This is a genomic window from Streptomyces sp. NPDC050703, from assembly GCF_040654435.1.
GTDB lineage: Bacteria > Actinomycetota > Actinomycetes > Streptomycetales > Streptomycetaceae > Streptomyces.
Genome location: NZ_JBFAHX010000052.1, coordinates 17,182 through 32,092, shown reverse-complemented (window position 1 = coordinate 32,092; position 14,911 = coordinate 17,182). Strand labels below are relative to the sequence as shown.

Sequence of the window (14,911 nt, the reverse complement as noted above, 5' to 3'; positions counted from 1 at the left end):
AGTGTGGTGGCGGGCGCGGACACGGCTGCCGTGCCGCGCGGCCGGGTCAGCCGAGGCGGCCGACCGTGCCGGTGCTCAGGTCCACGACGAGGGACCTGGTGTCGATCCAGGGGCCGCTCTTGACCTTGGTGACGACCTGGAGGCAGCGGTGCTTGCCGCACTCCGCCAGCTTGTCGGGCACGCGCTCGACGGTCTCCTTGCGGAAGACCATGCCGCTCAGTTCGAGCTGGCCCGGGCCCGTGAGCGCCTTGCCGGTGGCGTGCTTGAAGTCCTTCTTCAGGCCCTTGCCGAGCGGGTCGGCGATGAGCAGCCGTGCGCCCTCGGCGAGCTCCTCCTGGCTGGGCGGCGGCTGCACGTTCTGGGCGGTCGTCGTGTCGTCCACCTTGCCGGTCTCCAGATTGACCGTCTTGGTGATGACCGCGTCCGTCTTGTAGTCGTAGTAGACGACTTCGGCCTTGCGCTGCGCCGCCGCGCCGGTGTTGGCCGGGTCCGGCTCGCTGAGGTTCGTGGACAGCAGCTGCGGGCCGCGGTCCCCCTCGACGTCCCGGGCGCTCGAACGCATCGGTGCCGACACCGACACCTTCTCGGCCCGCTCGATCTCCTCGTCGGTCAGCGGGTCGCTGCCGACGCCCCTGGCGCCCTCTTCGGGCGCCTCCTCGACGACACCGTTCCTCGCGATGGCGTCCTGCTCCTGCGCCGCGGCGTTGGCCTGGCGGCCCCCCGACTCGCCCGCCCCCGATCCGGGCAGCGCGACGCCCACCAGCACGGCGGTGCCGGCCGCCGCTACCGCCGCGCCCGCCACCACCTTTCCGAGGTGGCGTCTGACTGTTTCGCGCACTTACTCCCCCTACTCCCCTGGCGCCCCATTTTTGGGCATGCCGAGTATGTGGTCAGGGGGTTAGACGGGTTGAACAAGGCGGTGGTTGCCCCACTTTTGGGCAGACTCTGGCCAATGTGGCCCCGACCCGAGGGGGCGTGAGTGAAAGAGTCTTTGCATGCAGGTCTGGCCTGGACAGGCGTACCCCTTAGGTGCCGCGTACGACGGAGCCGGCACGAACTTCGCGGTCTTCTCCGAGGCCGCGGAGCGAGTGGAGCTGTGTCTGCTGCACGACGACGGCTCGGAGACGGCCATCGAGCTGCGCGAGTCCGACGCGTTCGTACGGCATGCCTATCTCCCGGGCATCATGCCGGGGCAGCGCTACGGCTTCCGCGTACACGGCCCCTACGAACCCGGACAGGGGCACCGCTGCAACTCCGCGAAGCTGCTGCTCGACCCCTACGCGCGCGCGGTGAGCGGGCACATCGACTGGGGCGAGGAGGTGTACGGCTACCACTTCGACGACCCCGACAAGCGCAACGACCTGGACTCGGCGCCGCACATGATGACGTCGGTGGTGGTCAACCCGTACTTCGACTGGGGTGACGACCGGCCGCCCCGCACCCCGTACCACCAGACCGTGATCTACGAGGCCCACGTCAAGGGCCTCACGATGCTGCACCCCGACCTCCCCGACGACCTGCGCGGCTCGTACGCGGCGCTGGGCCACCCGGCGATCGTCGAGCACCTCACCGGCCTCGGTGTGACCGCCCTCGAACTGATGCCGGTCCACCAGTTCGTGAACGACCACCGCCTGGTCGACATGGGCCTGAACAACTACTGGGGCTACAACACCATCGGCTTCTTCGCCCCGCACAACGCGTACGCCTCCTGGGGCGACCGGGGCGAGCAGGTCCTGGAGTTCAAGCAGGCCGTGAAGGCGCTGCACGAGGCGGGCATCGAGGTGATCCTCGACGTCGTCTACAACCACACCGCCGAGGGCAACCACCTTGGGCCCACGCTCTCCTACAAGGGCCTGGACAACGCCTCGTACTACCGCCTCACCGACGACCCCCGCTACTACATGGACACCACGGGGACGGGCAACTCGCTCCTCATGCGGTCGCCGCACGTACTCCAGATGATCATGGACTCGCTGCGGCACTGGGTCACCGACATGCACGTGGACGGCTTCCGCTTCGACCTCGCGGCGACGCTGGCCCGGCAGTTCCACGAGGTGGACCGGCTCTCGTCGTTCTTCGACCTCGTGCAGCAGGACCCGATCGTCAGCCAGGTGAAGCTGATCGCCGAGCCGTGGGACGTCGGCGAGGGCGGGTACCAGGTGGGCAACTTCCCGCCGCTGTGGACCGAGTGGAACGGCATGTACCGCGACACCGTGCGCGACCTGTGGCGGGGCGAGCCGCGCACCCTCGCGGAGTTCGCGTCCCGGCTCACCGGCTCCTCCGACCTCTACCAGGACGACGGGCGGCGGCCCCTGGCGTCCATCAACTTCACCACCTGCCACGACGGGTTCACCCTGCACGACCTCGTCTCGTACAACGGCAAGCACAACGAGGCCAACGGCGAGGACAACCAGGACGGCGAGAGCCACAACCGGTCCTGGAACTGCGGTGCCGAGGGCGAGACCGACGATCCGGGCGTGCTGGCCCTGCGCGAGCGGCAGATGCGCAACTTCGTCGCCACGCTGATGCTCTCCCAGGGCGTGCCGATGCTCAGCCACGGGGACGAGTTCGCCCGCACCCAGGGCGGCAACAACAACGCCTACTGCCAGGACAACGAAGTGGCGTGGGTGCGCTGGCCGGACGAGGAGACCTCGCTCCTGGCCTTCACGCGCGCGATGGCCATGCTCCGGCGTGACCATCCCGTCTTCCGCAGGCGCCGGTTCTTCCACGGCCGTCCCGTCCAGGGCACGCGTGACGAGCTGTCCGACATCGCCTGGTTCACCCCGGAGGGCGAGGAGATGGAGGAGAGCGACTGGAACGCCTCGCACACGCGTGCGCTGAGTGTGTTCATGAACGGCAACGCCATCTCGGAGCCGGGGCCGCGCGGTGAGCGGATCACCGACGACTCGTTCCTGCTGATGTTCAACGCCTCGCCGGACCCCCTGGGCTTCGTCGTTCCCGTCAACCACGGGCGGCAGTGGCAGGTCGTGGTCGACACGGCGCTCGAAGAGGGCGTCGAGCCGGACGCGGGCCGCAAGGTGCGGGCGGGCGACCGCCTGACGCTGATGGACCGGAGCCTCACGGTGCTCCAGCGGCCGGCGTGAGGGCCGCGAGGGCCGAGGGACCGGGCCGCCGGTCGCGCCGAAGCGGGTGACCGGCGGGAGCGGATGACACGAATGCCGTCCGGGCGGGTACGTACTTCCGCATGACCCCTGTGCCCTCCGGCCCCGCGGTGCCGCCCCCGCCGACCGCGACGTACCGGCTCCAGCTCCAGCCGGACTTCCCGTTCGCCGCCGCGGAGGCGGCCGTCCCCTACCTCGCCTCCCTCGGCGTCTCGCACCTGCACCTGTCCCCGGTCCTCGAAGCGGTGCCCGGTTCGACGCACGGCTACGACGTCGTGGACCACGCGCGCGTGCGCGAGGAGCTGGGCGGCGAGGAGGGGCTGCGGGCCCTGGCGCGCACGGCCCGCGAGGCCGGCCTCGGCCTGGTGGTGGACATCGTGCCGAACCACATGGCCGCCTTACCGCGGCACAACCGCGCCCTCTGGGAGGTGCTGCGGCAGGGCCCGGGGTCGGCGTACGCGCACTGGTTCGACATCGACTGGGAGGCCGGGGGCGGGCGCGTGCTGCTGCCGGTGCTCGGGGGCAGGCTCGGGGACGAGCTGGGGGCCCTGCGGGTCGAGGGCGACGTCCTGCGCTACCACGAACACGCGTTCCCCATCCGGGAGGGCACCGCGGGACTTCCGCTGCCGGAACTGCTCGACGCCCAGTGGTACCGCCTCGCCTGGTGGCGCCTCGCCCGTACGGAGATCAACTACCGGCGCTTCTTCACCATCTCCGACCTCATCGGCGTACGCGTCGAACATCCCGACGTGTTCGAGGCGACGCACGCCAAGATCCTGGAGCTGCTGCGCGACGGCGTCGTCGAGGGCCTGCGGATCGACCACCCGGACGGCCTCGCCGACCCGGGAGCGTACCTCCAGCGGCTGCACGAGGCGACCGGCGGGCGCTGGACGGTCGTCGAGAAGATCCTCGCCGACGGGGAGCACCTGCCCGCCGCCTGGCCGGTCGCGGGCACCACCGGGTACGACGCGCTGCGCCACCTGGACGGCGTCCTCACCGATCCGGCGGGCGCGGGCGAGCTGCTCGGCCAGTACCGGCGCTTCGCCGCGCCGCCCGCCGACCGGGGCGGCGAGTGGGAGGCCACGGCGCGCCGCGCCGCGTACAAGGTCGTCACGCGCGAACTGGCCGCCGAGGTGGACCGCCTCACGCGCGAGGCCGCCGCGATCTGCGCGGCCGACCCGGCGCTGCGCGACCACGCGCCCTGGGCGATCCGGACGGCGCTCAGGGAACTGCTCGTCCGCCTTCCGGTCTACCGGCCCTACGTCTCCGGAGGCGCCGCCCCGGAGACCGTGCTCACCGAGCGGGCGGCGGACGAGGCGCGGGCGGCCTTCACCGTGCCGCAGGAGGCGGAGACGGTCACGGTCGTACGGGACCTGGCGCTCGGCCGCGCCGGCGGGGCGGACGGCCGGGCGCGGGAGGCGGTGGCGGGGTTCCGCGCGCGGTTCGCGCAGGTCGCGTCGGCGCTGCGGGCGAAGGCCCTGGAGGACACCGCGTTCTACCGGCACGCGCCGCTGCTCTCCGCGGCGGAGGTGGGCGGGGCGCCGGAGCGGCCCGCGGTCTCCGTGGAGGAGTTCCACGGGTACTTCGCGCGCGTGCAGCGCGACTGGCCCTACTCGGGCACGGTCCTCACCACGCACGACACCAAGCGGAGCGCGGACGTGCGGGCGGGCATCTCGGTGCTCACGCAGTGCCCCGGGCGCTGGGCGGACCTGCTGGCCGCGCTGACCGAGCGGACGGCGCGGGCGGGCGGGACGGGCGCGCCGGACCCGCAGCTCGCGTGGGCGGCCTGGCAGACCTCGGTGGGATTCGGCATCCCGTACGACACGCGGCTGCGGGACGCGCTGCTCAAGCACGTGCGCGAGGCGGGTCTCCACACCAGCTGGACCGAGCCCGACGAGGCGTACGAGAAGGCGGTGGAGGCGTTCGTGGACGCGGGTCCCTGCGGACCGCCGCTGAACGCGGTCGCCTCGTTCACGCGCGGACTGGACGCGCACGTACGGGCCAACGTGCTCGGCGCGGCCCTGCTGCACCTGGCCGCACCCGGCGTGCCGGACGTGTACCAGGGCACGGAGGGCGAGTACCGCGCCCTCGTCGACCCCGACAACCGGCGTCCCGCGTGCTTCCGGCCGCACGTCCTCGAACGGCTCGACACGGACCGGGAGCGCCGCGACCTCTCCGAGGAGAAGACGGCGCTGACGGCGGCGGTCCTGCGGCTGCGCGGGCGGCGCCCCGGGCTCTTCGGCGGGGCCGCGACGTACGAGCCGCTGACGGCCGAGGGCCCCGGCGCCCCGCACTGCGTGGCGTTCGCACGCTCCGGGCAGGTCGTGGCGGCGGCGACACGGCTCTCCCTGCGGCTCGCGGAGGCCGGCGGCTGGCGGGAGACGGAGCTGCCGCTGCCGGCCGGGCGGTGGACCGATCTGCTCGTCCCCGAGCGCGTCTTCGAGGGCCACGTGCGCGTGGCGGAGCTGTTCGCCCAGTCGCCGGTGGCGCTGCTCGAACGGGCGGAGACCGACTAGTCGGCGGCGAGCCGGAAGCTCATCTGGCCGAAGCTGACCTGGTCGCCGTCCCTGACGACGGCGGCGCCGATCACCCTGCGGCCGTTGACGGAGGTGCCGTTGGTCGAGCCGAGGTCGCGCAGCACCCACATGCCGCCCTGCCGTCGCAGCTCGGCGTGGTACCGGGAGACCGTGTCGTGGCTGAGCCGCAGTCCGTTGGCCGGCTCCCTGCCGATGAGCAGGGGGCGCGGGGCCTCGGCGCAGGGCAGGAGCAGCTTGGGCAAGCGCTCGGCCTGCCAGGCCCTGCGCAGCTTCACCGTGAACCCGGAGACGGCCTCGACGCCGCCGAGCACCCGGCGTGCCCAGGGCTTCTCGGTCCGCAGGTCGGCGGTGAGAGCGGCCAGTTCGTCGGGCCTCCGGGCGGCGAGCACCAGCTCCATGCGGCGCACGAAGGTGTCGTGCGAGAGTCGGCCGGTGGCCGCGCCCTCCTTGAGTGCGTCGAGCGCCCGGTCCCGCTCGACGTCCGTCACCCGCGCGGGGGACGTGGAGAACTCGAAAGAGGATGTCACCCGCCGATTGTCGGGCAACGCCGCCCCGGGTGTCCAGAATGGGCCGGGCGGCGGCCGATCGATCACTTCGGCCCACGGAGCAGGGACTTCTGACGCACCATGGGACCCAGGTGTGTCGGACAGCGGACGAGGGGGAACGTCGGTGAGGTTCGAGGTGTGGGCGCCGGAGGCCGGACAGGCCGTGCTGGAGTGCGCGGGTGCCGCGCGGACGATGGAGCGCGTGCCGGGCCGCGCGGGCTGGTGGTCGGCCGAGGTCGACGCGGCCGACGCCGTCGACGGGACACGGTACGGGTTCTCGCTGGACGGCGGCCCGACGCTGCCCGACCCGCGTTCGCGGCGGCAGCCCGACGGACCCGACGGCCTGAGCGCGGTCGTCGACCACGACCGGTACGCGTGGCGGACGCCGTGGGCGGGGCGCGGCGTGCGGGCCGCGGTCCTGTACGAGCTGCACGTGGGCACGTTCACGCCCGAGGGGACGCTCGACGCGGCGGCGGACCGCCTCGGGCACCTCGCGGAACTCGGCGTCACCCATGTGGAACTGATGCCGCTGTGCCCGTTCCCCGGGCGCCACGGCTGGGGCTACGACGGGGTGTCGCTCTGGGCGGTGCACGAGCCGTACGGCGGCCCCGAGGCGCTGAAGCGTTTCGTCGACGCGGCGCACGCGCACGGGCTCGGCGTGGTCCTGGACGTCGTGCACAACCACCTGGGCCCCTCGGGCAACCATCTGCCCGCCTTCGGACCGTACTTCACACAGACCCATCAGACGCCGTGGGGCGCGGCGGTCAACCTGGACGCGCCCGGCTCCGACGAGGTGCGGGCGTATCTCGTCGGCAGCGCGCTCGCCTGGCTGCGCGACTACCGGATCGACGGGCTGCGGCTCGACGCGGTGCACGCGCTCGCGGACACGCGCGCGTGCCACTTCCTGGAGGAGCTGTCCGCGGCGGTCGACGCGCTGGCCGACGAGCTGGGCAGGCCGCTGTCCCTGATCGCCGAGTCGGACCTCGGCGACCCCCGGCTCATCACCCCGCGCGCGAGCGGCGGCCTCGGCCTGCACGCCCAGTGGAACGACGACTTCCACCACGCGCTGCACACCGCGCTGACCGGCGAGGCGCAGGGGTACTACGCGGACTTCGCGCGGGCCCCCCTCGCGGCGCTCGGCAAGACGCTGACGCGCGGCTTCTTCCACGACGGCACGTACTCGTCGTTCCGCGGGCGCGCGCACGGCCGCCCCCTGGACCGGGCGCGGACACCCGCGTACCGCCTGCTCGGGTACGCGCAGACGCACGACCAGATCGGCAACCGGGCGCAAGGCGACAGGCTCTCCGCCTCCCTCTCCCCCGGGCTGCTCGCCTGCGCGGCGGCGCTCACGCTCACGAGCCCCTTCACGCCCATGCTGTTCATGGGCGAGGAGTGGGGCGCCTCGACACCGTGGCAGTTCTTCACGGACCACACCGACCCCGACCTCGCCGAGGCCGTACGGCAGGGCAGGCGCAGGGAGTTCGCCGAGCACGGCTGGGCCGCGGAGGACATCCCCGACCCGCAGGACCCGGCGACGCGCGACCGGTCCTGCCTCGACTGGTCGGAACCGGAGGGCGGCGACCACGCGCGGCTGCTGGCCTGGCACAGGGAGCTGATCGCCCTGCGGGCCGCCCGCGGCGACCTCACCGATCCCGACCTGGCGTCGGTGCGGGTCGCGTACGACGAGGAGGCCCGCTGGTTCGCGGGCCGGCGCGGTGACCTGCTGGTCGTCGTGAACCTCGGCAAGGAGGCCGTCGCGGTCCCGCTGCGCGGCAACCACGCGCGTGTGCTCGCCGCCTGGGAGCCGGTCGAGGCCCCGGGCGCGGACGGCGTGTTCCGGCTGCCCGGGGAGTCGTGCGCGGTCCTCGCGGCCGTCTAGCCGGGGCCCGCGGGCTCAGCCGACGACCGCCATCTCGCGGGCGGTGGTGTTCAGGCGCCGCCCGCCGTCGGCCGTGACGGTCACGATGTCCTCGATGCGCACCCCGAAGCGGCCCGGCAGATAGATGCCGGGCTCCACGGAGAAGCACATGCCGGGGACGAGCGGCTGCCGTTCGCCCTCGATCATGTAGGGCGGTTCATGGGTCGTGACGCCGATGCCGTGGCCCGTGCGGTGGATGAAGTACGCGCCGTATCCCGCGTCGTCGATCACGGCGCGGGCCGCACGGTCCACGTCCTGGCACGCCGCGCCCGGCCGCACCGCCGCGCACCCGGCGGCCTGCGCCTCGCGCACGATGTCGTGGACGCGGCGCTCCTCCTCGGTCGGCTCGCCCACGTGGACCGTGCGGGAGGTGTCCGAGCCGTAGCCGTGCAGGAGGCCGCCGAAGTCGAGGACGACCATGTCGCCGTCCCTGATGACGCGCTCGCCCGCCTCGTGGTGCGGGTTGGCGCCGTTGGGCCCCGAACCCACGACGGTGAAGTCGACCTGGGAGTGCCCGAACCGCCGCAGCAGCTCCGCCAGATCGGCGGCCACGTCGGTCTCCTTCCGGCCCGCGAAGGGAACCTTCCGGATCTCCTCGTACGCCGCGTCGGCCGCCGCGCCCGCCGCCGCGAGGCGCCGCAGCTCCGCGTCGTCCTTGACCGCGCGGAGCATCGGCAGCACCTCCGTGAGGGACACGTACGACGTGGCGGGCAGCGCCTTCTGGAAGCCGAGCAGGTGCATGGCCCAGGCGTTGTCGCTCACCCCGAAGCGGCCCGACGCGTCGAGGAGCGGCGCGGTGACGGCGTACGGGTCCTTGCCGTCGGTCCAGTCCCGCAGCGTCAGCGCGGGGGCTCCCACGGCCCGTGCGGCGTCCGGGGCCTCAAGGGCCGGTACGACGAGGACGGGGTCCTGCCCCGCGGCGAGGACGAGGAGGGTCAGGCGCTCGGTGGCGGCCGTCGGCCGGTAGCCGGTGAGCCAGTCGAGGTCGGGGCCGGGGGCGACGAGGACGCCCGCGAGTCCGGCGTCGGCCGCCGCGGCGGCGGCGCGCTCCATGCGGGCCTCGTAGTCGTCGGCGGTGAAGGGCTCGGGAGAGCTGTCCGTGAGGTGCTTGTCGGTGTCCACGCCGGCATCCTGCCCGCTGTCGCCCACGCCCGCGAGCCGGTGTGCCGCACGGGCGCCGGGTCAGGTCACGACACCCGGCCTGACCAGCAGCACCTGCCGTTCCCCCGTGGCGTGGCGGACCGTCAGGGCCACCGCCCTGCCCGGCCGCAGGGCGGCGACCCCCGCGGCCAGTCCGGCCGCGGAGCCGATGCGGGACCTGCCGAGGGCGAGCAGGGTGTCCCCGCGTACGAGGCCCGCGCTGTGGCCGGGCCCCGGCACGTGCACGCCGACGACGAGGGCGCCGGGGCCGCGGGGCGCGTCCACGACTTCGACGCCGAGGGTCGCGGTGCGGGCGGGGAGCGAGGGGGCCTGCCGGGGCTGCCGGGCTCGGGGGGACCGAGGGGCCTCGGCGGTCTCGGGGGCCTTGTACGCCTTAGGGGCCTTGTGGGCCTTGTGGGAGTGCGGGGTTCGGAGGGTGGGGCGGGGCTGCGGAGTGTGCGGGTTCCGGAGGGCTCGCGGTGCCGTCTGGGCCCGCCGGGCGTACGGAGGCTGCGGGGACTGCGGGACCCGGGAGGTTCGCGGCGCTTTCGGCTTCCGGGCGGCGGCCCGGGCCGCGTCGCTCACGGCCTCGGTGCCCACGGCCCCGGCCCCCTTCGGCCCCGCCTTCTCCCCCACGGCCTTCCCGAGGCCGCCGGAGGCCGGCGCCCCCCATGTCTCCCCCGGTCCGCCGAGCCCGATGACCGTGGCCCCGACGGTGCCGATGCCGACCCCGCAGAGGACCAGCAGGACGGCGAAGGCCAGACCGCGCAGCACGGTCACGGGGCGCCCGCGGCGGCGCCGCCCGCGGGCGGCGTCACGGCTCCGGGACGCGGGCGTGCCGGTGGCCGTACGGGTGCTGGTACCGCTGCCGGTACCCGTGGCCGTACCGGTCCCGGCAGCGCTGCCGGTACCCGCACCCGAGTCCACGCCGGAAGGTTCCTGTCCCGGCATCGGCTTGGGTCTCAACGCGCTGTGCTCCATGGCTCGCCTCCGGGCACAGCCCTACCCGGCGCGCCCCCGTGGTGACGCCTCACGAACGGGTGACGTCGAGGCGTGCCGCGAGGTCGGCCGCGGCCCCGCGCAGGGTGCCCGCGTGCAGCAGCTCGGTGCGGTGGACGACGCGCGGTGCCGTCAGGGGGACGGCGACCGTGCCCGGCGCCTCGCGGGCGGCCGAGAGCGGCAGCAGGGCCAGGCCGTGGCCCGCGGCGGCCAGGGTGGCGAGGGTGCGCAGGTCGGTGCCGTCGTAGCGGAGGGCGGGCCGGAAGCCCGCCGAGCCGTTGGCGGTGCGGAGCCGGTCCAGGGGCAGGGCGGCGCCGGGGGCGTCGAGCCAGCGGGCGTCGACGAGGTCGCCGAGGCGCAGACCGTGGCGGCCGGCGAGGGGGTGGTCCTCGGGGAGCAGGACGGCCACGGGTTCCTCGGCGATGCCGCGCGCGGTGAGCGGCGCGACGTCGGGGAGGCTCAGCGGGTCGCTGGGCGCGGCGAGGCCGTCGATCAGGCCGAGGTCGGCGGCGCCGCTCGCGACGGCCGCGGGGACCTCGGCGCGGGGCAGCACGGTCAGGGCCACGCCCGCGTGCGGCAGTTCCCCGGCCGTGCGGCGGTCGAGCGCGGTCGCGGTGACGGCGAGGGTGACGCCCTGCGCGGGGGTGGCCGCGACGCGGACGACCTCGGCGCGCGCCGCGTCGAGGCGCAGCAGGAGGGGGCCCGCGTGTTCCAGGAGCCGGGCGCCCGCGGCGGTCGGCGCCACGGGGCGGCGGGTGAGCAGGGCGGTTCCGAGGTCCTGCTCCAGGGCGGCGATGTGCTGCGAGACGGCGGACTGGGTGTAGCCGAGGTGGCGGGCGGCCTCGGAGAAGGAGGCGAGGCGGGCCACCGTCACGTAGGTGCGCAGCAGATGCGGGTCCATGGGCGCAAGCATCGCGCACCGCATGCATCAGTGATGCTGATGGGTGGAGCACGTTTCATCGTTGGACGTGAACGGTGGGTCCGGCCGAGGATGACGGGCATGACCACGGCTCCCGTCACCGCGCCCGCCCGCATCGCCCTCGTGGGCGACCGCTCCCCCGACGTCACGTCCCACACCCGCGTGCCGCTCCTCCTCGACGCGCTCGCCGCCCGCGAGGGCCTGTTCCTCGACGCGTACTGGATCGGGACCGAGGACGCGGAGGAGCCCGGTGCCGTACGGGGCTTCGACGCGGTGTGGGTGCTGCCCGGCAGCCCCTACCGCAGCGAGGCGGGCGCGCTCGCCGCCATCCGCACGGCCCGCGAGGACGGCGTGCCGTTCCTCGGGACCTGCGGCGGGTTCCAGCACACGCTGCTGGAGTTCGCGCGTGACGTCTGCGGGCTCACGGGCGTCGCGCACGCGGAGAACGACCCGGACGCCGGCGATCCGCTCATCGTGCCGCTCGCCTGCTCACTGGTCGGCCACGAGGGGACGGTGACGCTCACGCCGGGTTCGCTCGCCGAGTCCGTCATCGGGGCGCCCTCCTCGGTCGAGCGCTACCACTGCTCGTACGGGCCCGGCGCCCACCTGGACACGCTGCGCGCGCACGGCCTGCGCTTCACCGGGGCGGACGGGGCGGGCCGGGCGCGGATCGCCGAACTGCCGGGCCATCCCTTCTTCCTGGCCACGCTCTTCCAGCCCGAGCTGGCCGGTGACGGCTCGCGCCCGCACCCGGTCGTACGGGCTCTGGCGCGGGCCGCCGTCCGCCACGCGCGCGTGGCCGCCGAGCAGCCGGCCATCAGCGCGGTCCGCTGAGCGAGGGGGCCCTCGGCGCCAGGTCGGGCACGAAGCCGTGGGATCGCCTCGCCAGGTCGTCGGCGCCGTAGCGCCGGCAGCCGCGGTGCCAGTTGAGGATGCCGGAGAGCCAGTTCCGCAGTTCGTCGACGTAGCCGTCCATGGTGGCGCGGGCCTCGGCCGAGAGGGCGAAGTCCTCGTACAGGACGGGGAACTCGTGTTCGGCGACGTGCTGGAACTGCCGCATGCGCCGGGTCATCAGATCGTGGACGACACCGAGCGCGGTCGGGTAGTCGCAGCCGAAGAAGTTCTGCACGACCAGGATGCCGTTGTGGATCTCGCCCTCGTACTCGATCTCCTTCTGGTACGAGAAGACGTCGTTCAGGAGCATCGCGTAGTCCGTGGCGGCGTTCTCCAGGGACCTCACGGGGCCGCTGCGGTAGACCCGGGGCGGCACCACCGGGCCGTGGCCCATGCGGCGCAGGCTCATGGTGAGCCGGAGGCCGAAGGTGGCGCGGCGCATCTCCAGGTAGTCGACGGGGTCGGGGATACGGTTCTGCAGCTGGTTGGCCAGCTCCCACAGCCAGCTCTCCGTCATGACGACGACGGTGTCCTTGACCGCCTCGCGCTGCCGCGCCGTCATGTTCACCGTGGTGCGCCGCCACAGGTCGGTGAGGCCGCGCTCCATGCCGTTCGCGGGGACGGTGGCGGCTTCGTCGCCGATCGGCATGCATCCGGCGAGGCGCTCGGTGCAGGCCCTCGCGGCGGCGAAGTCGCGGCGGTGGCCGAAGACGAGCGAGTAGTAGTCGTGGCCGTAGGTGCCCCAGGCGAGCCACTGCGAGCCGAGGTCGAGGGCTTCGGGCGTGCCGTGCGGGTCGATGCCCGCCGCGCACAGCGGGAGGTCGCAGGCGTCGAGCCTGTCCTCGTCCCAGACGCCCTCCGCGAGGATGCCCATGGCGTGCGACCAGGTGGTGACGTGCCGCCGGGCGGTCTCCAGGTGGGGGTTGAGGCGCAGCGGGAACGGCATCCGGAAGTCGGGCAGCAGCGAGGGCCCCACCTTCTGGAACGGCACGTGCGTGAAGGCGCGGACCCTCTCCGCCCCCGCGGAGGCGAGCAGCGCTCCGATGTCGGCGGCGGAGGTGCCGAGGCCGGTGGGCCCGGCCGGCGGCGACGTGCCGAGGGCACCCTCGTTCATGTACCGGCTGGAGCGCAGGTGCCAGGCGTGGCCGCCGGTCTGCCAGTCCTGGAGCCCTCGCGCGTACGCGGCCACGGCGGCGGTCTCGGCCGGTGCGAGGCCCTTGTCCAGGGCGAGCGCGGGCACTTCGGTGAGGGCGGTGTGCTCGAACTGGTGCATGCGCGAGGTGAGGACGTCGTTGACCGTGTCGGCGGCCTCCTGCGTCGTGCAGCCGAAGAAGGTCTCAAGGACGAGCACGCCGTTGCTGAGTTCGCCCTCGTCCTCGACCTCGCGCTGGTACGAGAAGAGGTCGTTGCGCAGATGGACGGCGTCGGCGAACGTCTCCATGAGCACCCGCAGCGGCCTGGTCCCCGCCACGGCCGCGGGTACCTCGGCGGTCGCGTACTCCACGAGCCCCGCCGACCAGGGGGCGCCGCCCACCTTGCGGCGCATCTCGATGTACTCGACGGGGTTGGCGACCCGTCCCTCGTCGATGTTGGACAGCTCCCACAGGGACTCGTCCAGCAGGTTCCCCGTGGACTCGGCGAAGCGGCGGCGCCAGTCGGCGGACATCGCGGGCACCGTGCGCGCCCAGAGGTCGGCCAGGCCCGCCTCCACGGGGTTCTCCGGCGCGGGTAAGGGAGCCGTCAGGTCCATCGGCATGAAGAGGGGCAGGCGGTCCAGGTGCGCCTTGGCCGCCGCGCGGTCCCGGCCGCGCTTGTACATGTCGAGGAAGTGGTCGTCGAAGAAGAAGACCCACACGTACCAGTCGGTGATCAGGGACAGCGCGGGGGCGTCGCAGTCGGGGTGGGTGTACGCGCACAACAGGCCGTAGTCGTGCGCTTCGAGGTCGCTCTGCTCCCAGACGCCGGAGCCCTCCAGCATGCCCATGTCGCGCGCCCACCGCGTGGAGTGCGCGCGCGCCTCCGCGAGGTGGGGGTTGAGCCGCGCCCGGTACGGCATGTAGAAGCTCGGCAGTTCGAACGGTTGCGTCATGGCGCGGCACTACCCGCGGCCTTTCGGCGCCATCCGTGCGGCTGCCGGTCATCGCACCATCGCGTGAACCGGGGGCGCGCCGAGGGCGCACGGGGAGCAGGGGCGGCGCCCCCGATGCGCCTGGCCGAGGCCCCGGTCCCCCGGTGAATCACCCGTTTCCCCCCGGGCCCTCGGTCCACGCCCCTAGGCTGCGGTCCACGCCCCCGGAAGGAACAGCCGCCATGACCGACGTGCCGCCGCGCGCGGAACTGATCCTCGGCCAAGAGGTCCCCGACGGCCTCGCCGAGGAACTCGTCGCCGCGCTGACCGGACTCGGCGCCCCGCCGGCCCGGACCCGCCGCGCCGTCGACCACCGCGGTGTCGAGGACATCCCCTGGATGGTCCTGGTCTCCCTGCCGCTCCAGGCGTTCCTCGGCGGCCTGGGCGCGGAGGCGGTCAAGGACGCGTACGCGTCGTTCAAGGGGCTCGTACGGAAGGTGGCGCGCCCCGCGTCGTCCGCTCCCGGCGCCCTCGGCGAGGCACACGAGGCGCGGCCGCTGCTGCTCCAGGACCCGGTGGGCGGGCTGAGCATCGTCCTGGAGGCCGACCTGCCCGCCGAGGCGTACGAGCGGCTCGCCGGACTCGACCTGACGGCGTTCTCCGTCGGGCCGCTGCACTACGACCGTGCCCAGGGACGCTGGCGCTCGGTCCTTGACGAGGCCGCCGGCTGACCGCCGGCCGAAGGGCACGGCGGTGCGTTCGCCGTGGA

General features: G+C 74.0%; 11 protein-coding genes. 5 read left to right on the top strand and 6 right to left on the bottom strand.

Features of this window, described 5'->3' with window-relative positions; genetic code table 11:
• Positions 1-46: 46 nt before the first annotated feature.
• The gene (locus AB0I16_RS31530; protein WP_363253066.1) at positions 47-838 is read right to left on the bottom strand and encodes a Tat pathway signal sequence domain protein; all 792 of its coding nucleotides are present in this window, start codon (positions 836-838) and stop codon (positions 47-49) included.
• Positions 839-995: 157 nt separating this feature from the next.
• On the opposite strand from AB0I16_RS31530, the gene glgX reads away from it, so the two are divergent.
• Complete coding sequence (gene glgX / locus AB0I16_RS31525) at positions 996-3,104, top strand: glycogen debranching protein GlgX (RefSeq protein ID WP_363253065.1); 2,109 nt, start codon at positions 996-998, stop codon at positions 3,102-3,104.
• Between the two features lie 101 nt (positions 3,105-3,205).
• Entirely contained in the window at positions 3,206-5,638 is a 2,433-nt protein-coding gene (gene treY / locus AB0I16_RS31520; protein WP_363253064.1) for a malto-oligosyltrehalose synthase, read from the top strand.
• Here the strand turns inward: treY and AB0I16_RS31515 are convergent.
• A complete protein-coding gene (locus tag AB0I16_RS31515; RefSeq protein ID WP_363253063.1) occupies positions 5,635-6,186 on the bottom strand; it encodes a DUF1707 and FHA domain-containing protein in 552 nt (183 codons plus the stop codon). The genes treY and AB0I16_RS31515 overlap by 4 nt on opposite strands.
• Positions 6,187-6,328: 142 nt before the next feature.
• Between AB0I16_RS31515 and treZ the strand changes: the two genes are divergently transcribed.
• Positions 6,329-8,083 (top strand): malto-oligosyltrehalose trehalohydrolase, encoded by a 1,755-nt coding sequence (gene treZ / locus AB0I16_RS31510; protein WP_363253062.1) that lies wholly within the window; start codon positions 6,329-6,331, stop codon positions 8,081-8,083.
• Between the two features lie 15 nt (positions 8,084-8,098).
• On the opposite strand, the gene AB0I16_RS31505 is transcribed toward treZ, so the two are convergent.
• The 3 genes from AB0I16_RS31505 to AB0I16_RS31495 form a co-directional block, all read right to left on the bottom strand.
• Entirely contained in the window at positions 8,099-9,175 is a 1,077-nt protein-coding gene (locus AB0I16_RS31505; RefSeq protein ID WP_363253076.1) for an aminopeptidase P family protein, read from the bottom strand.
• Positions 9,176-9,304: 129 nt separating this feature from the next.
• Entirely contained in the window at positions 9,305-10,189 is an 885-nt protein-coding gene (locus tag AB0I16_RS31500) for a PDZ domain-containing protein (protein ID WP_363253061.1), read from the bottom strand.
• Between the two features lie 103 nt (positions 10,190-10,292).
• On the bottom strand, positions 10,293-11,162 hold the full coding sequence (locus AB0I16_RS31495; protein WP_363253060.1) for a LysR family transcriptional regulator: 870 nt from the start codon (positions 11,160-11,162) through the stop codon (positions 10,293-10,295).
• Between the two features lie 99 nt (positions 11,163-11,261).
• Here AB0I16_RS31495 and AB0I16_RS31490 point away from each other — a divergent pair, with 99 nt between their 5' ends.
• A complete protein-coding gene (locus AB0I16_RS31490) occupies positions 11,262-12,014 on the top strand; it encodes a hypothetical protein (RefSeq protein WP_363253059.1) in 753 nt (250 codons plus the stop codon).
• On the opposite strand, the gene cyc2 is transcribed toward AB0I16_RS31490, so the two are convergent.
• Positions 11,998-14,163 carry a germacradienol/geosmin synthase Cyc2 gene (gene cyc2 / locus AB0I16_RS31485; protein ID WP_363253057.1) on the bottom strand — a complete coding sequence of 722 codons (2,166 nt, stop codon included), beginning with the start codon at positions 14,161-14,163 and terminating at the stop codon, positions 11,998-12,000. The genes AB0I16_RS31490 and cyc2 overlap by 17 nt on opposite strands.
• Positions 14,164-14,384: 221 nt before the next feature.
• Here cyc2 and AB0I16_RS31480 point away from each other — a divergent pair, with 221 nt between their 5' ends.
• Positions 14,385-14,873 carry a hypothetical protein gene (locus AB0I16_RS31480; RefSeq protein WP_363253055.1) on the top strand — a complete coding sequence of 163 codons (489 nt, stop codon included), beginning with the start codon at positions 14,385-14,387 and terminating at the stop codon, positions 14,871-14,873.
• The last annotated feature ends 38 nt before the right edge of the window (positions 14,874-14,911 follow it).

Excerpts from the sequence above, each read along its gene's own strand:
- AB0I16_RS31490 (WP_363253059.1), top strand. The coding sequence starts at position 11,262 with ATGACCACGGCTCCCGTCACCGCGCCCGCCCGCATCGCCCTCGTGGGC.
- cyc2 (WP_363253057.1), bottom strand. The coding sequence starts at position 14,163 with ATGACGCAACCGTTCGAACTGCCGAGCTTCTACATGCCGTACCGGGCG.
- AB0I16_RS31495 (WP_363253060.1), bottom strand. The coding sequence starts at position 11,162 with ATGGACCCGCATCTGCTGCGCACCTACGTGACGGTGGCCCGCCTCGCC.
- AB0I16_RS31480 (WP_363253055.1), top strand. The coding sequence starts at position 14,385 with ATGACCGACGTGCCGCCGCGCGCGGAACTGATCCTCGGCCAAGAGGTC.
- glgX (WP_363253065.1), top strand. The coding sequence starts at position 996 with ATGCAGGTCTGGCCTGGACAGGCGTACCCCTTAGGTGCCGCGTACGAC.
- treY (WP_363253064.1), top strand. The coding sequence starts at position 3,206 with ATGACCCCTGTGCCCTCCGGCCCCGCGGTGCCGCCCCCGCCGACCGCG.
- AB0I16_RS31505 (WP_363253076.1), bottom strand. The coding sequence starts at position 9,175 with ATGGAGCGCGCCGCCGCCGCGGCGGCCGACGCCGGACTCGCGGGCGTC.